The sequence below is a fragment of the Cupriavidus sp. GW821-FHT02F09 genome (assembly GCF_059421605.1).
Genome location: NZ_JBWKVH010000003.1, coordinates 38,034 through 63,574, shown reverse-complemented (window position 1 = coordinate 63,574; position 25,541 = coordinate 38,034). Strand labels below are relative to the sequence as shown.

The following is a 25,541-nucleotide window of genomic DNA, read 5'->3' as shown; positions in this document are numbered from 1 at the left end:
CAGATCCATCTCAAAAGAATTGAACACGAGGCTGGGCTTCGAGCCAAATGGCAGAAATGGAAGGCTGGTCATCGATTTCTCACATGCGCTAGCCCAAAGCCGTAAACAGCAGCCCCGCGATGCCCAGCCCGACCGCCGCCAGCGCATCCCCTGCGATCAGCCCGCCCCCCGCCAGCGATGTCGTGCTCATGTCCTCGGGCAAGGCATCCGGCGCGTCCCCGGGCTTGCGCAAACGGTTGAGCACGCTGGCCACGACGCCGCCCAGCGCAAACCACGCCGAGGTGGGCAGGTTGACGAATCCGCCAAAGGACGAGGCATAGGGCGACGGCAGCACCACCGCATCCAGCAGGAAATCGGCAACGCTGCCACCGCTTCCCGCCCGGGCAAAGCGCTGGTAGCGCGGCCACGACTTGACCAGAAGGCGCAGCACCGCCGTGGCCAGCCCAAGAACGATGCCCAGCACAACCGCCGTGCGCTGGTGCGGCAAGTCGTTGGTCAGGCCGCGCAACGCGCCGACGATCTTGTAAGTCATGGCCGAAGCCCAGTGCTGGGGCTGCTCGCCGGCCGAGAGCACAGTCTGGTCGAGCGCTAGCACCGGATAAGCCCGCATGAACAGCCTGGCGAACAACACCGCCAGCACCGCGCCGGCAACAATGCCCGCCACCTGGAAGCGAAACTGCACGGTGCGGCTGGTGCCGAGCCGCCAGCCGGTGGAGCGGTCTTGCTGCATGTCGCACGCCTCGCTGGTCGAGACCAGCAGCACCGTTGCCGCGATCAGCCCCACATTCGGGTCACGCAAACCCAGCGCGGCCATCAGGATCACGGACAGCACGAAAGCGGAAGAAATCGGGTTCTGGTCGACCATGCCCACCGAGATGCCGTTGACCATGGCGAACACGAACACCAGCAGCACCGCCAGCACCATGTAGCCCGCGGGCTGATGCAGCAGGCCCACGCCCACCGCCACCACCGCGAGCCCCCAGAACAGCACCCACGCCACCATCCGCCACAAGCTGCCGCCACCTGCCGCCGCAGAGGGTTCGCGCCGTATCCGGGCGGGCAACTGCTGGCCATGCCGATACACCTTGAGCAGGATCAGCGAGATATCGAGCAGCGCGGCGCCCATGATCATGCCGAGCGCAATCAGGAAGGTGATCTTGCGAAAGGGGTCGCCCGGCGCCAGCCAGCCGATCGCGACAAAGAAGGGGATCAGCGCCTGGCCCGCCAGCCCGGCAACCAGCGCCGCCACGCCGATGCGGGCCCCGACGATCATGCCCGCGCCATAGGTGGACGCGGACAAATCGATGGCGGCAAGCCGCTCCACGCGGGCCGCACCGATGCCGCTGACGATGCCCAGCACCGTGCCGCCGGCCAGCCGCGACACCGACTGCCTGAGCAGCACCGGATCCGTCAGGGCGCGCAGGATATTGGCCACCGCCAGCCCGGAGGGAAAGGTGAGTTGCAGCCGGTCGACCAGGATTGGCGTGTACAACATGCCCACGCCCACACCGAACATGCCCACGCAAAGCATGTACAGCATCAACTGCCAGATCGGCGGCTCGGGCAGGCCCATCCAGGTCATCGCCTGGATCACCACGGCCATGCCGCTCATGCCGGCGACCGATGCGGCAATGGTCTGGATATAGTTCGCGCCATGGCGGCCGTCCGCGCCATAGCCGTAGGTCACCGTGGAGCCGAGAATGCCGGCCAGCACCTGCCCGCCTACGAAGAAGCCGAGCGAGAAGTTCATGTACGCCGCGGCAATCCCGCCCAGCGGGCCGAGGACAAGGACCCCGATGGCGCCGAGCAGCGCATAGTATTTCCAGCCGCCCTGCTCTGGCAGCCATGCCCAGCGCCGGCCACTGGCGGCAGCAGCACCGAGCCTCCCGGCGTGTGCCGGCGAGGTAGCGTCTTGCGGTGGCCTGCCGACTGCCGTCATTGGCTTCCCCCATGCGGGCAAGCCGCATCGGTGGCGCTGGATCGAAGGAAAAAGGAAAAAGCCCGCGCGGCGAGGACAACGCTGCCGACGCTGGGCAGATGCTACCGCAAGCGACGCACCGCAGGCACGGCGTGCGTGCGCAAGGGCACGCTAAGACGCAGTAACGGTAAGGCGGAGGCACAAAAAAACCGGACACGAGACGTGTCCGGTAACCCATTTGCTGACTCAGATCGTGTCACTAACCCGAGTATTCAAATGATAACGATTATCATTTGAATACTCAAGGATGAAACGCGCACCCGCCGCTGGCAGCCCTCAAGCCGCCGCCATGCGCCGTGCCTGGCCCGCGCGATGGCGTCCGAACCGGAGCATGGTGGCGCCAGCGATCACCGCCGGTATCCCCACCATCAGGAACAGCGCCGGCATGGTCAGGCCCATCGACAACATCGTGCCGCCCCCGACCGAGCCAACCACCGAGCCCATCCGCCCGACGCCATTGGCCCAGCTCACGCCGGTGGCGCGGCAATCGGTGGGATAGTAAGCCGCCGACAAGGCATTGGCGCCCACTTGCGAGCCGGAGATGCAGAAGCCAGCGGCGAATACCGCCACCCCGGCCAACCATGGCGCCGTGGTCAGGCTGCCGATGGCGGTGATGAACACACCTGCCAGCGCGTAGCTTGCGGCCAGCACATAGTGCGGGTTGGCCCGGTCCATCAGCCAGCCCAGCACGATGGCGCCGAGTGTGCCGCCCACCTGGAACATCATGGTGACCAGGGCCGCCGTCTTGAGCGAGATCCCGGTTGCCCGCAGCAACGTGGGCAGCCAGCTGGACAGCAGGTAGATCACCAGCAAGCTCATGAAGAAGGTCAGCCACAGCAGCAAGGTCCCGCGCACCAGTTCGGGCTTGAACAGGTGCGCAGCCGGCGAGCCGGGCGCGCGCTTGTCCGCCACCACGATACTGCCAGGTGCGACACGCTCGCGCGGCGCGATCCGCTCCAGGATGGCCGCTACCTTCTCCGGGTGCTTGCCGCTCAGCACCAGGTAGCGAACCGACTCAGGCAGCTTCCAGACCAGGAGCGGCAGCAGCAGCAACGGCAGCACGCCACCCAGCAGCAGCACGGCGCGCCAGCCGTGCTCCTCGATCAGGTTCGCCGAGGCCAGGCCGCCAAGGGCCGAGCCGATCGTGAAGCCGCAGAACATGGTCGTGACCAGGAAAGAGCGGCGCTTGGCCGGGCAATACTCGGAGGTCAGCGTGATGGTATTGGGCATGGCGCCGCCCAGCCCCAGACCGGTCAGGAAACGCAGCGCCACCAGCCCCCACAGCGAGCCGGAGAACGCGGAGGCCAGGCTCGCGATGCCAAAGAACAGCACGCAGAAGAGCAGCACGCTCTTGCGGCCAAAGCGGTCGGCCAGCGGGCCGAACAGGAACGCGCCGGCCATCAGGCCGGTGAGCCCGGCGCCAAACAACGGCGCCAGGTGCGCCGGCGTGAGCTGCCATTCGGCGCGGATCGCGGGTGCGATAAAGCCGATCGCGGCGGTATCAAACCCGTCGATGGCGACGATCAAGAAGCAAAGCGCGACGATCGTGACCTGGAAGGCCGATAGCGGCTGGCGATCGATGAATTCGGTAATGCCGATGGATGGTTGCGTGGGCACAGCGGTCTCCTGCATTGTGTTTCGAAGCGGCCGATTTGCGATCGGCTCGCCATTTTTTGGCGGCTCTTTGGCCGCTCTTTGGTTGCTCTTTGCTTCTTTTGGACACTTTGGGCCACTTTGGGTCACTTCGGGCCGGCGCTCCTCCTACCGCGCCCCGCCCAGGCAGTCTTGCGCGCGCCAGCCGTGCAGCCATTGCAGCGCGTCGTAGAACTGGTCCTGCGTGCGTCCGACCCACAACGAATTGCGCACCAGCCGCTCCACGCCCTTGGCGTGATACAGCCGGCCCATCTCGCGGGCGGAGTACAGCACGCGCGCGGTGCGCGGGATGCGCGCCTTCTCGTACAGCGCAAAGGCCGCCACGAAATCGCCGTCGGTCTCGGCCACGGCCGCGCCGAGTGTCACGGCATCTTCCAGCGCCTGGCAGGCGCCCTGCGCGAGGTACTGCGTCATGGGGTGGGCGGCATCGCCCAGGATGGTGGCGCGGCCAAAGCTCCATTGCTCCACCGGGTCGCGGTCCGCGGTGGCCCAGCGCCGCCAGGAGGTGGGCCGGTCCAGCATCTGGTGCGGGCGGGCGTGGATGCCCTCGAAGTACGACAGCACTTCTTCCTTGCTGCCATCGCGCACGCCCCAGACTTCTTTCTCGCGGCTATGGAAGGTCACCACCAGGTTGTACTGCTCGCCGCCGCGCAGCGGGTAGTGCACCAGATGGCAGTTGGGGCCGGCCCACACTACCGGCGCGTTGATCTGCAGGTCGGCCGGCATGTCGGCCACATCCACCACGGCGCGGTACACCACGTGGCCGGTCACGCGCGGTTCGTCGCCGAGCAAGGCCTGGCGCACGGCGGATTTCACGCCGTCGCAGCCGATCACGGCATCGCCCTGGTGGCGTTCGCCGTGCTGGTCGATCACGGTCACGCCGCGTTCGTCCTGCTCCAGCGCGCACACCGTGGTGGCGGTGCGGAACTGAATCAGCGGGTGATTCCGCACGGCTTCCAGGATGGACAGGTGGATGTCGGCGCGATGGATCACCGCATAGGGGTTGCCGAAGCGCTGGCGATAGCGCTCGCCGACATCCACCTTGGCGATTTCCGTGGCGTCAATCGCATCCATCATCACCAGGTAGTCGGTGAAAACGGAGCGCTTGCGCGCGGCTTCGCCCACGCCCAGCGCATCCAGCGCGGCAAAGGCGTTGGCACCAAGCTGGATGCCGGCGCCGATTTCACCGATCTGGGCCGCCTGTTCCAGCAATTCAACGCGGATGCCCTGCCGGGCGAGCGCCAGTGCGGCGGCCAGGCCGCCGATGCCGCCGCCGACCACGATCACCTTGCGGTCCGTGCTGCGCGTGTTGCTCATGTTCGTCTCCTTGGGTGCGCACCCGGTGGCCATCCGGCCTCGGGGTGCCCTGTCGCGTTGGTTAGCGCGCCGTGTAGTCCGGCTGCCGCTGAGGTTCTGCCTGCTGGAAGGCCGGGTGCTCGCAGGCATGGCGGTAGACCGCCATGGCGCGCTCGAAATGTTCGGTACGGCAGCCCATGCGCTGCGCATTGGCGATCTGCGGCACCAGGCAGCAGTCGGCCAGCGTGGGCTGGTCGCCGAAACACCACGGGCCGCGCCCGTGCTGCGCCAGCAGCCGTTCCACCGCGCCCAGCCCTTCGTCCACCCAATGCTGGTACCAGGCGTCCTTTTGCTCCGGTGTCACGCCCAGCGTGTCCTGCAGGTAGCGCAGGATGCGCAGGTTGTTGACCGGATGGATATCGCAGGCAATCACATTGGCCAGCTCCAGCACCCGCGCGCGCAGCTCCGCCGCTTGCGGGATCAGCCGCGGCTCGGGATGGCGGGCATCGAGGTAGTCGATGATCGCCATCGACTGGCCCAGGTGGAAGTCGCCGTCCACCAGCGCCGGCACCACCGCCGAGGGGTTGATGGCCGCCACATAGTCCGCGACGCGATGCTCGCCCACGCGGATGTTGACCGGCTGGTAGTCGTACGGCAGGCCCTTGAGCGCCAGCGCGATGCGCACGCGGTACGACGTGGAGCTGTTGAAGAAACTATAGATCTGCACGGTGAAGCCCTCTTTCTCGAAATCCGGAGTCTCGACGCCGTCAGGCCACCCGCACCGACAGCTCGCCGAGGCGCTCCACGCCGGCAACCATCAGGTCACCCGGCTTGACGGCCCCGACGCCTTCCGGCGTGCCGGTGTAGATCAGGTCGCCCGGTTCCAGGCGGAAGTACTTGGAGAGGTCCGCCACGGTCTCGGCCACCGACCAGATCAGGTGCGTGACGTCGCTGCGCTGCTTGTCGGCGCCGTTGACGGTCAGCCAGATCGCGGCCTGCTCGAAATGCCCCACATCGCTAGCCGGATGGATCGGGCCGATCGGCGCCGAGGCGTCGAAGGCCTTGCCGATTTCCCACGGGCGGCCCATCTCGCGCATCTTCATCTGCAGGTCGCGGCGGGTCATGTCCAGGCCCACGGCATAGCCCCAGACGTGCTCCAGCGCCTGTTCCAGCGGAATATCGGAGCCGCCCTTGCCGATGGCGACAACCAGCTCGGATTCATAGTGGTAGTTGCTGGTCTGGGCCGGGTACGCCAGCGTCAGGGTCTCGCCGTAGGCGACCGGGATCACGGCATCGGCCGGCTTGCAGAAGAAGAACGGCGGCTCGCGGTCCGGATCGAAGCCCATCTCGCGGGCATGCGCGGCGTAGTTGCGGCCCACGCAGTAGACGCGGCGCACGGGAAACTGGTCGCTGGTGCCAACGACCGGCACGGCCACGGCAGCGGGAGGGGTAATGACGAAAGACATGGAAGACCTCAGGCAAGGAAATGGGAAAAAGGCAAAGAAATGGGACTGCGCCGGATCAGGTGCGCTCCTCGCGCAGCAGGTTGAGCGCGGACAGCACCGGGCGGTCGGAATAGCTGAACAGCACCGTGTCCTCGACCGAAGCCAGTTGCACCGGCTGCCAGGACGGCGCCACGAAGGTGTCGCGCGGCTCGAACTGGAACTGCGCCTCGCCGATGCGCACGGTGCCGCGCCCTTCCACCACGGAATAGATGGTGGCGTCGGTACTGCGATACGTTTTGCCCTGGAAACCGGCAGGGAGGTATTGCATGAAGGTAGCCATGGTCGGCATCGGCCAGCCGCCGGTGGCCGGGTTCACATAGCGCAGCTTCACGCCATCCCAGGCATCGAGCTCGCCGTTGCGGTAGAGCTGGTCCAGCGCCTCACGGCTGCGGGCATAGGGATAGCTGAAGATTGGCGAGGTGGGATCGGTGACGCGGTGGCGCACCGGCAGCATGTTGTGGCCGAAGCGGGCAAAACTGTCGCCTTCGGGACGCAGCACCGGCTGCGAGGCTTCGGGGTAGTTTTCCGCAAAACCGGCGTCCAGGTGCTGCAGCAGCGGGATATCCAGCCCGTCGAGCCAGACCACCGGCTCGCCGCCCTGCTCCACGGACGGGTTGCCGTGGTCATGCCAAGTCCACGATGGCGTGATGATGAAATCGCCCGGATGCATGGTGGTGCGCTCGCCGTTGACGGCGGTCCAGGCGCCGCGGCCCTCCACGATAAAGCGCAGCGCGGACTGGGTATGGCGATGGCTGGGGGCAATCTCGCCGGGCAGGATCAGCTGCAAGCCGGCGTACAGCGTGGAGGTGATGCTGGACTTGCCGGGCAGGCCAGGATTCTCCAGCACCAGCACGCGGCGCACGGCTTCTTCCGCGCTGATGACCTCGCCCGCCTGCATCACCAGCGGGCGGATCTCGGCGTATTTCCAGATCGCCGGCTGCGCTTGCGGACGAGGCTCCCGCGGGACCAGCGCGTGCAGCGATTCCCACAGGGGCGCCATCTGGTTGCGGCCGATGCGGCTGTAATAAGCTGAACGGTCGGTGCTCTTCTTTGCGTCTGGCATGGCCTTGTCTCCGATTCATCGCCCGGTCGGGGCGCTGGGCAGCCGCCGTGGGCTGCGGGGTGCGATGGAAGATTTATACGCCCGGAGATATACCTTGTAAAATGATGGATTCCTCTTATCCATATGGATATGGATATACCTCAAAGGGAATACCCTGATGGATTGGACCCAGCGGCTCCGGCTGCGCAACTTGCAGATGCTGCTTAGCCTGGCGCAGACCGGAAACATGAGCCAGACAGCCGCGGCGCTCAGCACTACGCAGCCCGCCTTGTCGAAATGGCTCAAGGAACTCGAAGACGACATCGGGCTGCCGCTGTTCGAGCGCCACGCGCGCGGCCTGCGCCCCACTCCCTATGGCGAATCGATGATTGCCCATGCCAGGCGCATCGAGGCGCACCTGGATACCGCCCGCGACGACATGCAGGCCATGCGCGAAGGCGGCAGCGGTCTGGTGGTGATCGGCGCCTCCGGCGCGTCGGCTGCCGATACCGTGCCGCTAGCCGTCACCTCGCTGTTGCAGCGCCTGCCGAAAGCCCATGTCCGGCTGGTGGAAAGCACCATGAACCTGTTGATGGCGCAACTGGCCCGGGGCGAGGTCGATATCGTGGTGGGCCGCTCCGCGCCGGAACTGCAGGACGGGCAAATGCGCGCCGAGGCGCTCTACATGGAGCCGATCCATTTCGTCACGCGCCCGCGGCATCCGCTGTTTGAGCTGGCCGAACCGGGCTGGAGCGACCTGCAGGCATACCGGTGGATCGTGTGGCCACGCGGCACGCCCATCCGCAACACGCTGGAGTCGGCGCTGAACGCGGCTGGCCAGGGCATGCCGGCCGATTGCGTGGAGTCGAACTCGGTCATCCTCAACCTGACCTTGCTCAACCACAGCAACATGATCGGCGTGGCCTCGCACCGGACCGCGCGGCGCCTGGAGCATCTCGGCGCCCTGCGCATCCTGCCGCTGCGGCTGGCGGGCTTTGGCTCGGTATCCATGTACTGGCGCGACGACGGCTTTGGCCGTATCGCGGTCAGTGCCGCGCTGGACGCCCTGCGGCGCGCGGCGGTGCGCTCGGTCGATGAAATCCCCGACGACACGCACGGGTGACACCAGCCCGCGCGGCTTACCTGCAAGCCGCCAGTTCCCAGTCCCCGCCTTGCCACGCCAGCACGTGGGTCAAATCCAGCGCGTCGAGGAAGCGCCGGTCGTGCGACGCCACCAGGATGGCGCCGGGATAGGCGCTCAAGGCCTGCTCCAGCGCGCGCACCGAATCCAGGTCGAGGTGATTGGTAGGCTCATCGAGCAAGAGCATTTGGGCAGGCTGCGCGGCCCATAAAGCGCAGGCAAGCGCCGCCTTCAGGCGCTCGCCCCCGCTCAATTCGCCGGAAGGCTGCCGCACCAGCGCCGCACCCAGCCCGAGCAACGACAAATGACTGCGCAGCACGCCCTCCGGCAAGGGGCTGTCCAGTTCGCGCAGCCGCTCCAGCACGGACATCGCCGGCGGCAGCAGGGTCGCCGCCTGCTGATCGAGCCAGGCATTGGGAACACCTGCCGAGCAGGTCCCGGACACCGGGTTCTCGACGCCGGCCAGCAGCTTGAGCAACGTGGTTTTACCGCAGCCGTTCGGCCCGGTCACGGCAACGCGCACCGGCCCCGCCAGCGTCAGGCTGAGCGGCTTTGCGCCGGCCGCAAACGGCAGGATCGCATCTTGCGCGTGCACCACGCGCTTGCCCGCGGCGACCACCGCGCCAGGCAGCATCAACGCCACCGGCGGGCCGGCCTCGATGCGCTGCGCGGCTTGCCGCACGGCATCGTCCAGCGTCGCGCGGGTTTCCTGCTGGCGCCGCTGCTCGCGGCCGGAATACCCCTGCGCACCGTCCTTCAGCCGGCCGAGGTGGATGCCGGGCAGGTTGGCCATCGTGCCCACGCGGTCGTTGCGCGCGGCACGGCGCTGATGGGCATCGTGCTGGCGCCGCAAGTCGCGCAAGGCCGAGTTACGGCTGGTCCGCGCGTGATCCAGCGCGGCTTGCGCGGCGGCGGCTTCGGCATCGCGCTGCACCGCATACAGCGTGTAGTTGCCGCCGTAGTGGCGCAAGCCATCCGGCGTCAGCGCGGCGATATGGTCCATGTCTTCCAGCAATTCGCGGTCGTGGCTGACCACCACCACGCCGCCACGCCATTGCCGCAACTGAGCGCGCAGCCATTGCCGGGCGACGAAGTCGAGGTGATTGGTGGGTTCGTCGAGCACCAGTCCATCTGCGCTGGAAAGAAAGGCCCCCACCAGCGCCACGCGCGTGAGTTCGCCACCGCTGAGGCTGGCGGCGAGCCGCTCCGGCTCCAGATGCCCCAGGCCAGCCGCCTCGCAGGCCAGCCGCAGCTGGCCGCGCAGGTCCCACCGCCCTTCCAGCAGGTCGAAGTCCGCCCCCTCCGGCTCGCCCCGCTCCACCCGGGCGAGCGCATCGAAAGCCGGCGTCAGGCCGGCGACATCCGCCAGCGTCGCGCCAGCTGCCAGCCTGCCGTCTTGCGGCACATAGGCAACGGTGGCATGCCTGACGACGCGCCCGGCATCCGGCGTGACCAGGCCCGCCAGCACCTTTGCCAGCACGCTCTTGCCGGTGCCGTTGCGGCCAACCAGGCCGATGCGCCGGGGTGGGAAGGTGTCGCTCAGGTCGTCCAGAAGCACCCGCCCATCGGGCAGCGCCACGGTGACGTGGCGCAAAGAAATCCAGAACGCCGGCTGCGAAGCTGAGTGGGAATCCAGGGGGGTGGCACCAGAATTACCGCCGGACTGCGGCGCGGAGAAAACCGCGAACGGAATCGATGTGAAGTCAGCCATGCAAGCTCCAGACAAGACAGGTAGCGAGCCTGGAACCCAAGTGCTCAACGAGGGCACAACAAGGGTTAACAAGGGTTCAACAAGCGCGAACAGGTTTGAAGTGGGCTTACAGGATCATTTTGCGTTGACTCCGGTGGATGCGGATGGTGTGACCGGTCAGGCCCCTGCCGAGTTCCGTTCAGTTTGTGTAGCCCGCAGCGGGCGAGCATTGCGCAGCGTTCGCCCGGCTCACGCTCGCCCGCCACTCACTTCATATCGGGAGGAACCCGTCATCCAGCCGCCCGCCGGCTCGACAGATGCCGCCCCGCATCCGGCGCGAGCCGGACATACCCGATCAACGACACCAGCGTCAGCGCGCCCGCGAAGAGAAACGCCCAGCGAAAATCACCGAGCGTAAAGTGCGGCACGTCGCTGGCCTCGCCGCGCAGCGATGCGGCAATCCTCAGCGACAGCGAGCCAAACGCAATGCCAAGGCCGATCGACATCTGCTGGGCAGCATTCCATAGCGTATTGGCGCTGCTCATCTGGTTTTGCGGGATATCGGCGTAGGCCAGCGTGGCGAGCGTGGAGAACTGCATCGAGCGCGTCACGCCGTAGATAAACACCACGAACAGCACGATGGCGAGCGGCGTCTCGGGCGTGAGCAAGCCGCACGCGACGATGAACACGCTGGCGAAAGCCACGTCGACGATCGCGGTGGCGCGAAAGCCGTAGTGTTGCAGCACGCGCGTGGTCAAGGCCTTCATGCCGAGGTTGCCGAGCGCGCTGGCGAGCAGCAACAGCCCGGAGCGGAACGCGGACAGCCCGAAGCCAACCTGGAACAGCAGCGGCATCAAATACGGCACCGCCCCGATGCCGATGCGGGTGACGGACCCGGTGATCACGGTGACCGAGAACGTCGGCACGCGCAGCGTCGTGAAATCGAGCAGCGGATGCTCGCGGCCCGCTGCATGGCGCACGGCGAGCACGCCCAGGGCGAGGCCGGCGGCCACGAACGCGCCCGCCGTTGCCAGGCTGGAGCCTTGCTGGCTGGCCAGCTCCGTGCCGTACAGCACGAAGGTGAGCGTGGCGCCGCTGAGCAGGAAGCCGACGATATCAAGCGGCTTGGGCTCGCTCGCGCGTTCGTTGCGGATCATCGTGAAGGTGGCGATCAGCGCGGCGATGCCGAATGGCACGTTGAGCAGGAAGATCCAGCGCCAGGAGGCGTAGGTGGTGATGAACCCGCCAATGGGCGGCCCCACCACAGGCGCCACGATGGCCGGCCAGGTGATGGTGGAGATGGCCTTGATCAACTGGCGCTTATCCGTGTTGCGCACCACGATCAGCCGCCCGACCGGCACCATCATCGCGCCGCCAATGCCTTGCAGCACGCGCGCCGCGGTGAACGCGAATAACCCGTTCGATGCGCCGCACAGCACCGAGGCCACCGTGAAAACAACGATCGCCCCGCCGAACACCGTCCTTGACCCGAAGCGATCAGCGATCCATCCGCTGATCGGGATAAACACCGCCAGCGCCAGCATATAGGCCGTCATGCCCAGGCTCAGGTCATTCGGCCCGACCCCGAACGACCGCGCCATCTGCGGCAACGCAGTGGCGAGCACGGTGGTATCGAGGTACTCCATGAAGAAGGTAGCCGCGACGAGATACGGCAGGAATCTCATCGACGATGACTGGGTTTGCGTGTGGTCCATGGAGCGGCGGGTGCGGGGGGTGCGTGTCTGCGCGGCGAAGCGGGCGGACCGCTTTTTGCCACCGGGAAAGCCATTTCAAGCCAGGATGGCAATCATACCGGGCATCGGCAAAGGACGTTTGCCCCGCCCGGCCCACGCTTTGGCCAGTCCATCATGCCGCGCCTGCGCGCGCCGGGTCTTCCGCCTGGCGCTGCGGCACGCGCACCGGGTCGACATGGGTCATCACATTCAGCACGTCCTGAATCTGCATGGCGGCGAGGCGCGCCTCCACCGCAATACGGTGCCCCGCCTCGACCGTCATTGCGCCATCGATCTCCAGATGCACGTCGACCAGGATCGCGTCGCCCATCTTGCGGGTCTTCAGGTCATGCAGGCCCAGCACGCCTGGCGTGGCCAGCATGGCCTGCCGGATCGCCTCGATGCTCTGCGCATCCACGGCGCGGTCCATCAGGTCATGCAGGGCATCCCAGGAGAACTTCCAGCCCATCCTGGTCACCATCAGGCCGACCACCAGGGCGGCCACTGGATCAAGCATGTGGTAGCCAAGCAGGTTGCCGCCGATGCCCACGGCGACCACCAGCGACGATGCCGCATCCGAGCGCGCATGCCATGCGTTGGCAACCAGCATGCTGGAGCGCACGCGCTCGGCCACGGCGAGCATGTAGCGGAACAACGATTCCTTTGCCGCCAGCGCGCCCAATGCCACCCACAGCGCGACACCCTTGACCGGCTGGATCAACTCGGGATGCTCCAGCTTTTGCACGGCCGACCACAGCATGCCGACGCCGACCGCAAGCAGCAGCAGGCCGATTGCCAGCGAGGCGGCGGTCTCGAAACGCTGGTGGCCGTATTGGTGGTCGGCATCCGCGCCCTTGCGGCTATGGTGACTGGCGAACAGCACCACAAAGTCCGAGACCAGGTCGGAGAGCGAGTGAATGGCATCCGCGATCAACGCCTGGGAGCCGGCCACCACGCCCGCCACCAGTTGCATGCAGGTCAGCAGGATATTCACGGCCACGCTCACCCAGGTGCTGCGCCGCGCCGCCTGGGCTCTGGCGGGCGTTTCTACCTCGGCCTCGTCGATGACCTCATCAGTTCGCATCGATGGATGACTCCTGTTGTCCGGTTAATGTCCGGTTAATGTCCGGTTAATGCCTTGCCGGGTAAAGCGCGGCCGCGCCCCAGCCATTCTAGCCACTCGAACAGCGCCATGCCGGCCAGCATGGCCAGCGCAAAGACTGCGCCTTGCCATGCGCCCGCGCCCAGCAGCACCAGCGCGGGCCCCGGGCAGATCCCCGCCAGCCCCCAGCCCACGCCGAACAACAGGCCACCACCAAGCAAGCGCCGGTCAATCCGGCGCGACGCCGGCAGCTGCATGGGCAAGCCCAGCAGCGAGACGGCACGCCGCCGGGCGATACCGAACGCCACTACGCCCACCGCGATCGCGCCGCCCATCACCAGCGCCAGCGAGGGATCCCAGCGCCCGGCAAGGTCGAGAAATCCGAGCACCTTCTGTGGATTGGCCATGCCGGCCAGGATCAGCCCGAGGCCGAACACCAGGCCAGAGGCCAGCGAGATCAGCAAGGAAGAAAGGCGGTTCATGTCGCTCCTCATGCGCCGAGCAGGTGCCGTGCGACAAAGACCGTCGCAAAACCGGCCCCCATGAAGGCCGCGGTGGCCGCCAGCGAGCGCGGAGAGAGCCGCGACAGCCCGCAAACGCCATGCCCGCTGGTGCAGCCCGCGCCGTAGCGGGTACCCAATCCCACCAGCAAGCCGGCTACGACCAGCAGGCCAGCGCCGGCATGGACCCGGATCTCCGGCAGCGCGCCGAACAGGCGCCAGAGCAGCGGTGCCGCCAGCAGGCCAAGCACAAAGGCGATACGCCAGCCGGCTTCCGCGCGCGTTGGCCGCAGCAAGCCACCAACGATGCCGCTGATGCCCGCGATGCGCCCGTTGAACAGCACGAGCGCGGCGGCGGCCAGTCCAATCAGCAGGCCCCCGCCCAGCGCGGACCAGGGCGTGAAGTGTGTCCAGTCGATGATCATGGCCAGTGGCTCCTTCATTCAGTGGGGCAATACAGGGCGTAAAGCGTTTCGAGCACGGCCAGCGCCCGCGCATCGGCAACCGCGTAAAAAATCCGCTTGCCGTCGCGCCGCGTGTTGACCAGCCCTTCCGCGCGCAGCACACCAAGCTGTTGCGACAAGGTGGGTTGATGGATGCCAAGCAGCGCTTCGAGCTCGCCCACCGACATCTCGCCCTGGCTAAGCTGGCAAAGCAGCAGCAGCCTGTCTTCATTGGCGAGGGCGCGCAACATGGCGGTGGCGTCGCCCGCGGCGGCGCGCATCGTGTCCAGGCTCAGGGAGGGAGAAGCCGCTTGCATGGGTTCGGCAAAGGCCGGGCGAGACCCCGGCCTGCTAATCAATATACGGTTTAATATTATATTAAAATGTATATTGATGCCAGTCGAGACCGACCTTCAATGCGACATCAACACCGGTATGTCGGCGTGGCGCATCAGGGTGCGGGTGGTGCCGCCAGTGACCAGCTCGCGCAGCCGGGCGTGCCCATAGCCACCCGCCACCAGCAGGTCGGCCTGCAAGTGCCGCACCGCCTCCAGCAGTAGTTGGCCAATCCTATGGCTGCCTTGCACGGCGTGCATGACGCTGGTGATGCCCTGGCGCGCCAGGTGATCTCGCAGGCCGGCGTGCGCACCGGGCACATCGGGCATGCCGTGGGTCGCCGAGCCGTCATGCGCGCTGGACGCCGACACCACGGTGACACGCTTGGCCAGGCGCAGCAGAGGCATCGCATCGGCCACGGCCCGGGCGGCTTCCCGCCCACCATCCCATGCGATGGCGACATGTTCGCAGGGTAGATGCCGCACGCCCGGCGGCACCAGCAGCACCGGGCGGCCGGTGTTGAGCAACACATATTCCGGGGTCTGTGCCACCAGCACGGGAATGGATTCCGGCCCGGGCAAGCGGGCCAGGACGACCACGTCCGCCACCCGCCCCTGCTGGACCAGCGCCCAGCCCACGTCGTCCTCGATGACCCGGTGGGTGAAGCCCACGCCGGGCGCCGCTTCGCTCATGGCCCGATGAAATGCGGCGCTGGCTTCGGCGCCCTGCGCCAGCAACTGGCGCCGGGCCAGTTCCGCGTAGTATCCCGCCTCGTCGCCCGCGCCCCGGAACGGCTCCAGCCGCATGCCGGTGGCCGTCACCCCGATCACATGGCCGGCCGAGCGCTGCGCCAGTTCCGCAGCCAGGTTGACGCGATCCGCACAGCCGGGGTCGGCGCCGAGTTCGACCAGCACGGTCTTGAAATCCATGATGTTTTCCTCCGATCCGGAGACCCCTGCACACGGTTGCAGACGTTTTTCCGACTATCCGAAAATGGACTCTACTCCGTGCGCGGGGCAGCGCAAGCGGGCAATGCGGGCGAATTGCGGCAGATCAATGCCGAAAGCCTGCCCCGCGCGGCCGGCGCGCGGGACTACGCAAGCGGCGCCAGCTCGATCTGGCTGGCCATTGGCGCCAGCGCACGGATCAGCATGATGCTCATATCGGTGAACGCCAGCGTGCAACTGGCCAGCGTGCCACGCCAGTCCGCATCGGCCAGCGTCAGGTTCTCCCAGACCTCGACCGGATGCTCGGGCGGCACGCCCTGCGCCACCAGCCAGGCGGCGATATCGCTGGGCATGAAATCCCATGGGCGCGGAATCACGATGGCGTTGCGCTGGTCCGCCAGCACGTGCACCAGATGGCGCTTGAACGGCTCCAGGTCTCCGCGCCGGTGAAAGGTCAGGAAGGTGGTCTCGTCGAAGCAAACCTTGCCGCGCGCAGCCAGCACCTGGGCCGAAGAGATGCCGGGCACGGTATCCACCGGATGGCCGCATGCCCGCTCGACCCGCTCCAGGTACTGGAAACCGCTGAAGTGCATGTCGCCCATGAACAGCACCACGCAGCGCCGGCCGCCATGGTGCTCGGCGGCAACCCAGGCAAGCCGCTCCACCTGGTCCTGGTATCCCATGGTGACCACCTGGGCCGCCGGCGGCACCAGCGGGCGGATGACGTCGATGACCGTGTCGAAGCCGGCCACGATGTCGGCGCCACGGACCAGTTCCGCCACGCCGTGGGTCAGGAAGTCGAGGTGCCCGGGGCCAACGCCGGCGCAGATGATCATGAAGAATCCCGGTTCGATCGATGCAAAAGGGGACGGCGCGCGCATCGCCCCGTCAAGACAGGGCGCAATTATGCCAAGCCATCGGAGCGCGAGGCCTGCGCCGAGGAACGCCTGGCGCAAAAAAAAGTACTTCAGGATCCGGCACTGGATGCCGATAGCTGCTTCAGAGCCGAGTCAATGTCCCGCGAGCCCCCACCGGGCAAGGCAGGCACCCTCGGTCGTTAGCGACGTTTACCTCACTCATGCCAGATAGAGACAAAGCGCTCAGCATAGCCGACCCCCATCAGTTGTTCCGCAATTCGCTCGAGCAAGCCACCGATGCCGTCTTCATCCTGAACACGGACAACAAGGTGATCTTCCTGAACGCTGCTGCGGAGGCACTCTATGGCGCATCCCGTACGCAAGTCTTCGGCATGAACGTGGAGGCGCTCGTGCAAAAACTGCCGGATGCCGACGCGCAGCGCGCCCAGCCCTTGCCCGCCGTCCGGATACTGAGGCCGGATGGCGAACTTCGCTTTGGCCATGTCGCGGAATCCAGCACCCGCCTGGGCGACGTGACACTGCGCACGCTGCTGGTAAAGGTGGCCAACCACCCGGATGCCAGCCGCGACCATCACCCGTTGCTATCCGTCATTGCCGACGAGATCGACAGTGCCGTGCTGGTGGTCGATGCCGACTGGCACATCGTGTACGGCAACGCCGGGCTCACGCGCATGCTGGGCTACAAGCCCTGCGAGCTGAGGGGTAAGACCCCGCGCGAGATACTGGCCGGCGAGTTCACCGATCCCGGCGTGATGCAACGCTTGCATGCCCAGCGCTCATCCCCGGGCGGCGAGCGCCACGAGGCTCTGGTGTATGCGCGCGACGGCAGCGCACTCTGGGTCAGCGCCACCGTGCGCCATCTGGTCAGCGCGACCGGCGACCGGCATCACGCCATCGTCATCCTCTCCGACATCACCCAGCAGCGGACCTACGAGATGCTGCAGCGAAAGGTACTGCAAGCCATGGTGATGGAGCAGCCGCTGCCCGCCGTGATGGAATTGATCTGCGAAGAAGTACAACGCGTGGCACCCGCCGTGATCGCGTCCGTGCTGCGGGTGGCCGCCGATGGGCGCCTGCACCCGCTGGCCGCGCCTGGCCTGCCGCCCGAGTATTCGGCCGCGCTGGACGGCCTGACCATCGGGCCATCCGTGGGCTCCTGCGGCACGGCCGCCTGGCTGGGCGAGCCGGTGATGGTCAGCGATATTGCCAACGATCCGCTATGGGCGGATTTTCGTGATCTTGCCCTACCCCTCGGCCTGGCGGCATGCTGGTCCTATCCGATCAAGGCAAGCGATGGCCGCGTGCTTGCCACGCTGGCCTTCTACTGCCGCACCGTCCGCCAGCCCGACGCCTTCCACCAGCAGCTGGCCGAGGTATGCGCCTCGCTGTGCAAGCTCGCGTTCGAGCGCGAGGAAGCCGCCGAGCGGATCCTGCAGCTCGACCACTACGATTCACTGACCGGCTTGCCCAACCGCAGCCTGCTGCAGATGCAGGCCGGCACCCTGCTGCTCGCGGCGCGCTCGGCCGGCACCACGCTCAGCGTGCTGTTCGTCGACCTGGACCGCTTCAAGCATATCAACGACTCGCTCGGCCACGTCGGCGGCGACAAGCTGCTGCGCGAGGTTGCGCAACGCCTTAGCGCGCACGCCGGGGATACCGCGCTGGTGGCGCGGCTGTCGGGCGACGAATTCGCGCTGGTGCTCCCCGACTGCGACCGCACCCAGACCATTGCTGCGGGCAAGCGCATCCTGGCCGCGCTGCGCCAGCCGCTGCGCATCGACCACGCCAGCATTGCGCCCTCGGCCAGCATCGGCATCAGCATGTTCCCGGCCGACGGCGATGCGCTGGACTACCTGCTGCACTGCGCCGAGATGGCCATGTACGACGCCAAGGCCGCGGGGCGCAACTTGTTCCGCTTCTTCAGCATCGAGATGAACTGGGCCGCCCAGGAGCGCCTGGCGCTGGAGTCCGCGCTGCGCGACGCCCTGCTGGCCGAGGAGCTTCATCTCAACTTCCAGCCCCAGGTGTTCCTGCGTGATGGGCGCCTCTATGGCTTGGAGGTGCTGGTGCGCTGGCACCACCCGCACTTTGGGATGGTGTCGCCGGACCGCTTCGTGCCACTGGCCGAAGACAGCGGCCTGATTGGCACGCTGGACCGCTGGGTGCTGGAGCAATCGTGCGCGCAGCTAGCTGCCTGGCGCCGGGAAGGGCTTTCCGTACCCACGATCTCCGTCAATATCTCGCCCGCCAGCTTCCGCGACCCGGGGCTGCCTGCGCAAGTGGCCGAGACCCTGGCCCGCCATGGGCTGCCCGCCCAGGCGCTGGTGCTGGAGATGACCGAAGGGCTGCTGATGGAAGACGACGCGGGCCTCGCCGCCACCGTTGCCGCCATCCACGCACAAGGCGTGCGCTTGTCCATGGACGACTTCGGCACGGGGTATTCCAGCCTGGGCTACCTCAGGCAGTTGCCCGTGCACCAGCTCAAGCTGGACAAGAGCTTTGTGATCGACCTGGAAAGCGATGCCGCCGCCCGCGAGCTGGCCAGCGCCGTCATCCGCATTGGCGACAGCCTGAAGCTCGCGGTGATCGCCGAAGGCGTGGAAAACGAAGCCCAGCGGCGCTTCCTGCTATCGCAGGGATGCCATATGGGGCAAGGCTATCTGTTCTCGCGCCCGCTGGATGCCTTGGCGGTGGCGAAATGGATCGCCGCGCCGCAGGCGGTCGAGCGGCAGCCGGCGGAACATGGGGAGCGGCATTCCCGGCGTTGAATGAAGAGGCGGTGGCGGCTTAGGCCGGCGCCGCCCGCTGGCTACCTGGCGGCGGCGCGCTTTTCCAGCAACGGCTGGCTCACGCCCTGCACGCCCACCAGCCCGAGCACGGTGGTTAGCCCGACCTGGGCGCCTTCCCAGGCGTTGGTCGGGTCGTACCACTCATCGCGGGCATGGAAGCCGCCGGTCTTGCCACCGCTGCCGATGATGATGGCGGGAATGCCAAGCGACATCGGCACATTGGCGTCGGTGCTGCCGCCGCGCAGGCTGGGCGTGCCCTTGCCGTAGCCCTTGATGGCGCGCACCGCTGCCTGCACGATGGTGGCGTCTGGCGGCGTGCGGCCCGCCGGACGGTCGCCGATCAGCTTGACCTGGTAGGTGATCTGGCTGGCAGCGTCGGCCGGATGCCAGCGGCGGTTTTCCTCGGCAACCCCGGCCTCGATGGCCGCCATGATCTGCTTCTCGGTTTCCAGCAGCGATGGCGTAGCGTTGGAGCGGATATCCACCGCCATGCGCGCATCGCCCGCAATCGCGTTGACCGACGTGCCGCCGCCCACCGTGCCCACCGTGAATGTGGTCTTGGGATCCTCGGGCGGGCGCACGTCGCTCACCTTGGCAATGGCCCGTCCCATCGCGTGGATGGCGCTGGGCAGGCCGAAGGCGCCGAAGCTGTGGCCGCCCGGGCCACGGAACGTCACCTCATAGCGATGGCTGCCGGTGCCGAGCGACAGCACCCGGTCGCCCACGCCCGGCTCCAGCCCGACCATGCCGTCGATATCCGGGTGGTCGCGAAACACGGCCTTCATGCCGCGCAGGTTGCCCAGCTCTTCCTCGCCCACGTTGCCAACGAACACCAGGTCGCCCACGGTGCGCACCTGGTTGTCGTTGAGCACCTTGAGCCATGACAACAGGACTGTCAGCCCGCGCGTGTCATCCGAGATGCCTGGCGCATAGAGGCGGCCGTCGCGCGGCTTGACCGTGACATCGGTGCCTTCGGGAAAGACCGTGTCCAGGTGCGCCGAGATCAGCAGCTTGGGGCCGTTCCCGCTGCCCTTGCGGATGCCGATGGCATTGCCCTCGGCATCGATATGCGCATCGGCAAGGCCAAGCGCCTTGAGCCGGGAGAGGAAATGCTCGGCCCGTGCCTTCTCCTTGAACGGCGGCGCGGGGATCTCGGTCAGCGTCTTGAGATCGCCCAGCGAGCGCGCGTCATCCGCCTTCACGTCGGCCAGCACCTTCTTGACTAGCGGGGCGGCTTCGAGTGTGGCGTAGGTGCGCTCCACCACGGGCGAGACCGCAGGCACGGGGATGGTCTGCGCAACCGCGTGGGTGCCTGCCAGGGCAAGCCCCGCGAGCATCAGGGAAAGCGGACGGAACGGGACGGCAACGGATTGGGGGCGTGCTTGCATGGTGGGGCGATGGCTCCGGAAAGGACATGGCGGCATGGCGAACGGCACAGGCATCGGTTGTGGCCGGGCGAAGCCATATTCTGCCAGCGAGGCGGGAGATAGTGGGCTGCAAGAAGTGGGCTGCATGAGGCATCCATGTGCCAGGCAAGGTAATTGGATTACCATTCAATACCTGGCGGCAGGCCATGCCGCGCCAGTTGCCCGCCTTCCGGCTTGCCCGGTGTCCACGCTGCATAGCGGTTTTACCGAGGGTGATGTGGTAGAAGCAACTATTGAGATGTCCAGTCCTCACGGCCTGCAGGGCCGCAGGGCCACACGGCTGACCGCCACGGCCAGCCAGTTCGAGTGCAACATCCAGCTAAGCAGCAACGACTGCGCGGCGGACGCCAAGAATGTGTCCGAGGTCATGCGCTTGTCGGCGCGCGCCGGCCTGCGTTTGCACATCCAGGCCAGCGGCCCGGACGAGTCGGTGGCGCTGCGCGTCATCTGCGCCTTGCTGACCGACTAAGCGGCCGGCCCGGCAGTCAGCGACCATGCCCATCACCTACCTGCGCAACCTCACCGGACGGGTACGCAGCCCGCACGCCAACCGGCAGCTTGCCGGCTATCTCAGCTTTGTGGCCGGCGCCACCAACGCCGGCGGCTTCCTTGCCGTGCAGCAGTACACCTCCCACATGACGGGCATCGTCTCGGCCATGGCGGACCACCTGGCGCTGGGGCAGGTCGGGCTGATCCTGGAGGGACTTGGCGCGCTGCTGTCCTTCCTGGCGGGCGCGGCCACTTCCGCCGTGCTCATCAACTGGGCACGGCGCGAGCACCTGAACAGCGAATATGCCCTGCCGCTGATGCTGGAGGCCTTCTTGTTGCTGTGCTTTGGCTTGCTCGGCGGCAACCTTGGCAATCACCAATGGCTGTTCATACCCGCCACGGTGATGGTGCTGTGCTTCATCATGGGCCTGCAAAACGCCATGATCACCAAGATTTCCCACGCCGAGATCCGCACTACCCATATCACCGGGATGGTGACCGATATTGGCATCGAGCTTGGCAAGCTGTTCTACTGGAACCTCGCCAAATCCGACGAGGCCAGGCCGCCGGTGCTGGCCAACCGGTCCCGGCTGCGCATGCTGGCCATGCTGGTGGCGCTGTTCTTCTTCGGCGGCGTCGTCGGCGCGCTGGGCTTCAAGCATCTGGGATTCAGCGCCACGCTGGCGCTGGCGGCGTTGCTGCTGGTGCTGGCGTTCGTGCCGGTGGTGGACGATGTGCGGGCCCATGGCGCGCGGCTGACCGCCTACGGGCGCAAATGGGCGCGCGAGGTATTGCGCGATGTCCATGCCCTGTGGCTGGCCGCGCGCGACCCGCGCACCCCGTGGTACGCAAAAGCCGTGGCCCTGCTGGTGGCGGGCTACGCGCTGTCGCCCATCGACCTGATCCCCGACTTCATCCCGGTGCTCGGCTACCTGGACGATGTCGTGCTGGTGCCGCTCGGGGTCATGCTGGCCATCCGGATGATCCCGCCGGACCTCATGCGCGAGCACCGGGCCGCCGCCGTTGCGGCCGGGCAACGCCCAAGCAGCCGCGTGGCGGCCGCGGTCATCATCGTGCTGTGGATTGGGGGCACGCTTGTGATGGCTGCGCTGCTCGCGCGCTATGTTCCGTGGCTCCGAAGCAACTGATTTGCGATTCCAGGCCCTGAAGGTACGCGCGGACACATTGGTTTGCATTTGGCACGGCCGGTGCTACCTACAATCGAATTGTCGGGAGGCACATCCCGCCCATCACCGAGCCAGCAACGCATCATGCAGGACCAAGCCTTACCCCCCACCGTGACCTGCCTGCAGGGCCTGCGCGATCTCGCGGCCCTGCTCACCGCAGGCTCCCTGCTCCAGTCCGCCACCTTGCAGGTCATTGCCGAGTACGAACGGCACGCCCGCACCTCCGAAGACGAGTACTGCGCCCGACGACATAGCTGGGATTAGACTCGCCCCGGCAGCGCTGCCGCTCAGTGCTTGCATGCCAGCGGTGAACGCACGCCGCCGTCGCGCACCAGTGGCAGGATGGTTGGCGCCAGCGATTTGAGCAACTGCACGGACAGCGCGCTGGTGAAGGCATAGCGCGCGGCATAGGGCTCTTGCACGTACGCCGTGACGTTGCCGAAGTAACGGTCGCCAAGGAAAAACACGAAGGTGGCCGAGCGGCTGACCACGCGTGAGGAAATCAGCCTGCCGCCTGGCCCGTAGACTTCGTAGCGATGATCGCCCGTGCCGGTCTTGCCGCCCGCCACGATGCCGCTGCCAACCAGCGCCGACTTCAGCATGCCCGCCGTGCCCGAATCCACCACGCCGATCAGCGCGGCACGCACCACCTCGGTGATATCCTCGCTCAGCAAGCGCGTGCCCTTCTGCCCCAAGCCAAAGTCAGTCGCGTACGGCGTGCCCGCCGCAAATTCCAGGCTGCGCAGCGCCGTGGCCTGCTGGCGCACGCCATTGCCCTGCACGATGCCGACCAGCTCGGCCAACGCAGCCGGCCGGTCCCCCGCCGCGCCGATCGCCGAGGCATAGGACGCCGTGATCGCGCTGAACGGATAGCCCAGGCGCTGCCACCGGCGTGCAATCTCAACAAAGGCCTGGCGCTCCAGCTGGCTGCGGATGCGGCGCGTCTGGCCGCCGGGATGGCGGGTCTTGAACAGCCACGCATACACCTCCTGGCGTTGCTCGGTGCTGTCGCGCAAGGCTTCATCCAGGCTGGCATCGGGGCGCTGGCGCAGGTAATTGAGCAGCCATAGCTCAAGCGGATGCACGCGCGCCAGGTAGCCCCGGTCATTCAGCGAAAAACTGGTCGGTCCGTATTTGCTGTACAGCTTGGCCAGCTTCTCATCGGTCAGCCCCGCCTTGGGCAGGGTGGCGAGCATGACCTTGTTGAACTGCGCCGGATCGATGTCGGGATCGATGCTGCGCAGCGTCACCGCCAGCCCCACCGGCGAGAAGTGGCGGTTCTGGAGCACGCGCCTGGCCGCTTCCTGCTGGCTCATGCCGCGATACTTCCCGTAGAAGGCACGCAGGTAGTCGCTGCCCTCCTTGTCGGCAAAGCGCACCAGGTAGGCGCGGCGTTGCGGCGCGGCCGGATTGTTCAGCCAGTCGTCGGCATCGGGATGCAAGCGATAGGTTTCGTAGCGCACGATATCGCGCATCAGGCGGATAAAGACCAGGTTCACCGAGTGCTCGAACGCTTCGCGCACGGTCATGATCTTCATGTTTTCCCAGCGCTCGAAGTTGGTGAATGTCTGCAGCCCGCCCCCGGTAAAGAAGGCCTCTCCCGCGCTGCCGGAATAGCGGCGCAGCATGGCGGCTTCCAGCATGGCGCGGCGGCTCTTGTCGGGTGCGGCGAGCAGGTAGCTCAGTACCCACTGGGTCAGCGCATCCAGCTTGGCCGGCTTGATTTCGCGCAGCTCGGCGGTGGACATGCCGGCATATTTCTCGTGGAGCTCGGAGAGGATTTCCAGATAGGTCACCAGCGTGCGCAGCTTGGCGGTGGAGCCCAGGTTCAGCCGCGCGCCGCGGTTCAGGTCGAACGGCAGGTCCAGGTTGTCGGCTTGCACGCGCAGCAGGTTGGCGCCGTCGACCTTCTCGTAGAGCGTGAAGCTGATCGCCAGCTTGCCCGGGTCGTCGCCCTCGCGCAGCAGGTTGTGGCCGTACATCCCGAAACCATGCGCGCCGTCACGCGTGCCCGCCCGCAGCAGCGCCTCGGTGACCACCCGTTGCAGGCCCGTATTGATGGTGCTGTGGGCAGTCAGGTCGAGCCGGTCCAGCTCGTAGCTGCTGCCAAGGTCAAGATAGCGCAGCAAATCGGTGCGCACCCCGCTGATGGCCTTGCGCGAGATAAATGACACCTCCGGCCGGTCCAGCGCCGGGGCGCCCAGCGTCAAGGACTGGGCCAGCGAAGCGTCGCGCAGCCAGGGCGGAATGGCGCCGGCGGCCGAGAGCAAGCGGATATAGCTGTCGGTCAGTTCTACCAGCGTGGCTGTATCGCGCCGCAGGAAATGCGATGGCCCGCGCTGCGCAATGATCAGCGAGAGCGCTTGCTTGAACACCCGCGCCTGCCGCTGGCCGAGTTCGCCCTCGCCCTGTCCCGCGCCGGGTCCCGGCCCGGCGGCATTCGCCAGCAAGCGGTTGGCCTCGTCGAAGTCCTGCCCGTACCAGGCCCACAGGCCATCGCCCAGTCCGTTGACCTCGCCCAGGCCGGCCCGGGCCGAGAGTGGCACGGTGTTGAGGTAATCCAGCAGGATGCGCTCCCTGGCGGCCACGGTGTTCGGGCCGTCCAGGTAGGCGCGCATCGATGCGCTGGCCATCTGGCGCAGCTTTTCCTTGGGCGAACCAGTGCGGCCGGCGCGCGAATGCCGGTATTTCTCGATCTGGGTAGCGAGCGTGCTGCCGCCAGCGGCGTCGTGCTTATCGTTGAAGAAATGCACGCCCTGATCCAATGCGGCACGCGTGAAGCGCCGCACGTCCAGCGCGGGATTGCGCGTGGGAAATTCGGGATCGAGCAGATCGCGGTTCTCGATGAAGAGCAGCGCGTTCACGAGCAGGGCCGGAATGTCCTCGAAGCTGGCGTAGGTACGAGGCGGTGTGCGCCTGGCGCCAAATGGCAGGTCATTGCAGTCAAGCAGGTCCAGGCCGGCCTGGGTTTTCTCGTGATAGGGCGCGAACAGGCCGGAGTCCGTCAGTTCCAGCATGCGGTCGGACCACTGCGCCTGGCGTTCGCGCCGAAAGCCCCGCGCTTCCAGCAATTCGGTGAACTGCGGCATCCGGCTATAGCCGAAGCGCAGGTCATAGGGGCCGTCGTCCGGAAAGCGGATGCGTTCGCTCGGGCCGTCCTTTACCGCGAAGGCGACGTCTTTCGCCCGCCCGGCAAAGTAGCGCGCCTGCAACCGCGAGGTGGCAAGTTCCTCGGCAACGACGGCGCAAAGGAGGTAACCGCCCCCTACGAGCAGAGCCAATACCAGGAGCCTGGGCCAGACACGTCGACGCACGATTCAGGTCCATTTGCGAGGAAACCGGGGCTTTTCCAGGCGCGTCGGCCTATGCCGGGCGCCTGCTGGCAACGATGGCACTATTCCACCA

Annotated in this window: 21 protein-coding genes; 5 read left to right on the top strand and 16 right to left on the bottom strand. The window is 66.8% G+C overall.

Features of this window, described 5'->3' with window-relative positions:
- Nucleotides 1-88: 88 nt before the first annotated feature.
- The 6 genes from AC07XB_RS04800 to gtdA all read right to left on the bottom strand — a co-directional run bounded on the left by AC07XB_RS04800 (nucleotide 89) and on the right by gtdA (nucleotide 7,495).
- Nucleotides 89-1,939 carry an OPT/YSL family transporter gene (locus AC07XB_RS04800; protein WP_492826722.1) on the bottom strand — a complete coding sequence of 617 codons (1,851 nt, stop codon included), beginning with the start codon at nucleotides 1,937-1,939 and terminating at the stop codon, nucleotides 89-91.
- A gap of 315 nt (nucleotides 1,940-2,254) precedes the next feature.
- Complete coding sequence (locus AC07XB_RS04795; RefSeq protein WP_492826724.1) at nucleotides 2,255-3,595, bottom strand: MFS transporter; 1,341 nt, start codon at nucleotides 3,593-3,595, stop codon at nucleotides 2,255-2,257.
- Between the two features lie 144 nt (nucleotides 3,596-3,739).
- Nucleotides 3,740-4,948 (bottom strand): 3-hydroxybenzoate 6-monooxygenase, encoded by a 1,209-nt coding sequence (locus AC07XB_RS04790; RefSeq protein ID WP_492826726.1) that lies wholly within the window; start codon nucleotides 4,946-4,948, stop codon nucleotides 3,740-3,742.
- A 61-nt stretch (nucleotides 4,949-5,009) separates the two neighbouring features.
- The gene (gene maiA / locus AC07XB_RS04785) at nucleotides 5,010-5,654 is read right to left on the bottom strand and encodes a maleylacetoacetate isomerase (RefSeq protein ID WP_492811897.1); all 645 of its coding nucleotides are present in this window, start codon (nucleotides 5,652-5,654) and stop codon (nucleotides 5,010-5,012) included.
- A 40-nt stretch (nucleotides 5,655-5,694) separates the two neighbouring features.
- Nucleotides 5,695-6,393, bottom strand: coding sequence for a fumarylacetoacetate hydrolase family protein (locus AC07XB_RS04780; protein ID WP_309406479.1), 699 nt, complete (start codon nucleotides 6,391-6,393; stop codon nucleotides 5,695-5,697).
- A gap of 55 nt (nucleotides 6,394-6,448) precedes the next feature.
- Nucleotides 6,449-7,495, bottom strand: a complete 1,047-nt coding sequence (gene gtdA, locus AC07XB_RS04775; RefSeq protein WP_492371203.1) for a gentisate 1,2-dioxygenase — start codon at nucleotides 7,493-7,495, stop codon at nucleotides 6,449-6,451.
- 157 nt (nucleotides 7,496-7,652) lie between these two features.
- Here gtdA and AC07XB_RS04770 point away from each other — a divergent pair, with 157 nt between their 5' ends.
- Nucleotides 7,653-8,597, top strand: a complete 945-nt coding sequence (locus tag AC07XB_RS04770) for a LysR substrate-binding domain-containing protein (RefSeq protein WP_150984633.1) — start codon at nucleotides 7,653-7,655, stop codon at nucleotides 8,595-8,597.
- Between the two features lie 16 nt (nucleotides 8,598-8,613).
- On the opposite strand, the gene AC07XB_RS04765 is transcribed toward AC07XB_RS04770, so the two are convergent.
- From AC07XB_RS04765 to AC07XB_RS04730, 8 genes are all read right to left on the bottom strand, one after another.
- The gene (locus AC07XB_RS04765; RefSeq protein WP_492826729.1) at nucleotides 8,614-10,326 is read right to left on the bottom strand and encodes an ABC-F family ATP-binding cassette domain-containing protein; all 1,713 of its coding nucleotides are present in this window, start codon (nucleotides 10,324-10,326) and stop codon (nucleotides 8,614-8,616) included.
- A 269-nt stretch (nucleotides 10,327-10,595) separates the two neighbouring features.
- Nucleotides 10,596-12,020 carry a DHA2 family efflux MFS transporter permease subunit gene (locus tag AC07XB_RS04760; RefSeq protein ID WP_492826731.1) on the bottom strand — a complete coding sequence of 475 codons (1,425 nt, stop codon included), beginning with the start codon at nucleotides 12,018-12,020 and terminating at the stop codon, nucleotides 10,596-10,598.
- A 151-nt stretch (nucleotides 12,021-12,171) separates the two neighbouring features.
- Nucleotides 12,172-13,122 carry a cation diffusion facilitator family transporter gene (locus AC07XB_RS04755; RefSeq protein ID WP_174425909.1) on the bottom strand — a complete coding sequence of 317 codons (951 nt, stop codon included), beginning with the start codon at nucleotides 13,120-13,122 and terminating at the stop codon, nucleotides 12,172-12,174.
- A gap of 35 nt (nucleotides 13,123-13,157) precedes the next feature.
- Nucleotides 13,158-13,622: a DUF6691 family protein gene (locus AC07XB_RS04750; RefSeq protein WP_492826733.1), complete on the bottom strand. Its 465-nt coding sequence runs from the start codon at nucleotides 13,620-13,622 to the stop codon at nucleotides 13,158-13,160.
- A gap of 8 nt (nucleotides 13,623-13,630) precedes the next feature.
- Nucleotides 13,631-14,065 carry a YeeE/YedE family protein gene (locus AC07XB_RS04745; RefSeq protein ID WP_492371198.1) on the bottom strand — a complete coding sequence of 145 codons (435 nt, stop codon included), beginning with the start codon at nucleotides 14,063-14,065 and terminating at the stop codon, nucleotides 13,631-13,633.
- A 14-nt stretch (nucleotides 14,066-14,079) separates the two neighbouring features.
- On the bottom strand, nucleotides 14,080-14,400 hold the full coding sequence (locus AC07XB_RS04740; RefSeq protein WP_492371197.1) for a metalloregulator ArsR/SmtB family transcription factor: 321 nt from the start codon (nucleotides 14,398-14,400) through the stop codon (nucleotides 14,080-14,082).
- A 96-nt stretch (nucleotides 14,401-14,496) separates the two neighbouring features.
- Nucleotides 14,497-15,348: a universal stress protein gene (locus AC07XB_RS04735; protein ID WP_492826735.1), complete on the bottom strand. Its 852-nt coding sequence runs from the start codon at nucleotides 15,346-15,348 to the stop codon at nucleotides 14,497-14,499.
- Between the two features lie 164 nt (nucleotides 15,349-15,512).
- A complete protein-coding gene (locus tag AC07XB_RS04730; RefSeq protein ID WP_492371195.1) occupies nucleotides 15,513-16,202 on the bottom strand; it encodes a cobalt-precorrin-7 (C(5))-methyltransferase in 690 nt (229 codons plus the stop codon).
- Between the two features lie 242 nt (nucleotides 16,203-16,444).
- On the opposite strand from AC07XB_RS04730, the gene AC07XB_RS04725 reads away from it, so the two are divergent.
- Nucleotides 16,445-19,012, top strand: coding sequence for a sensor domain-containing protein (locus AC07XB_RS04725; protein ID WP_492371194.1), 2,568 nt, complete (start codon nucleotides 16,445-16,447; stop codon nucleotides 19,010-19,012).
- Nucleotides 19,013-19,053: 41 nt separating this feature from the next.
- Here the strand turns inward: AC07XB_RS04725 and AC07XB_RS04720 are convergent, their stop codons facing one another.
- Nucleotides 19,054-20,421: a M20/M25/M40 family metallo-hydrolase gene (locus tag AC07XB_RS04720; protein WP_492371193.1), complete on the bottom strand. Its 1,368-nt coding sequence runs from the start codon at nucleotides 20,419-20,421 to the stop codon at nucleotides 19,054-19,056.
- A 220-nt stretch (nucleotides 20,422-20,641) separates the two neighbouring features.
- Here AC07XB_RS04720 and AC07XB_RS04715 point away from each other — a divergent pair, with 220 nt between their 5' ends.
- The 3 genes from AC07XB_RS04715 to AC07XB_RS04705 all read left to right on the top strand — a co-directional run bounded on the left by AC07XB_RS04715 (nucleotide 20,642) and on the right by AC07XB_RS04705 (nucleotide 22,400).
- Complete coding sequence (locus tag AC07XB_RS04715; protein ID WP_494752787.1) at nucleotides 20,642-20,929, top strand: HPr family phosphocarrier protein; 288 nt, start codon at nucleotides 20,642-20,644, stop codon at nucleotides 20,927-20,929.
- A 25-nt stretch (nucleotides 20,930-20,954) separates the two neighbouring features.
- The gene (locus AC07XB_RS04710) at nucleotides 20,955-22,097 is read left to right on the top strand and encodes a DUF1275 domain-containing transporter (protein ID WP_492371191.1); all 1,143 of its coding nucleotides are present in this window, start codon (nucleotides 20,955-20,957) and stop codon (nucleotides 22,095-22,097) included.
- Nucleotides 22,098-22,220: 123 nt separating this feature from the next.
- The gene (locus AC07XB_RS04705) at nucleotides 22,221-22,400 is read left to right on the top strand and encodes a hypothetical protein (protein WP_492371190.1); all 180 of its coding nucleotides are present in this window, start codon (nucleotides 22,221-22,223) and stop codon (nucleotides 22,398-22,400) included.
- A gap of 23 nt (nucleotides 22,401-22,423) precedes the next feature.
- Here AC07XB_RS04705 and AC07XB_RS04700 read toward each other — a convergent pair whose 3' ends face one another.
- Entirely contained in the window at nucleotides 22,424-25,417 is a 2,994-nt protein-coding gene (locus tag AC07XB_RS04700) for a transglycosylase domain-containing protein (RefSeq protein ID WP_492826737.1), read from the bottom strand.
- Between the last annotated feature and the right edge of the window lie 124 nt (nucleotides 25,418-25,541).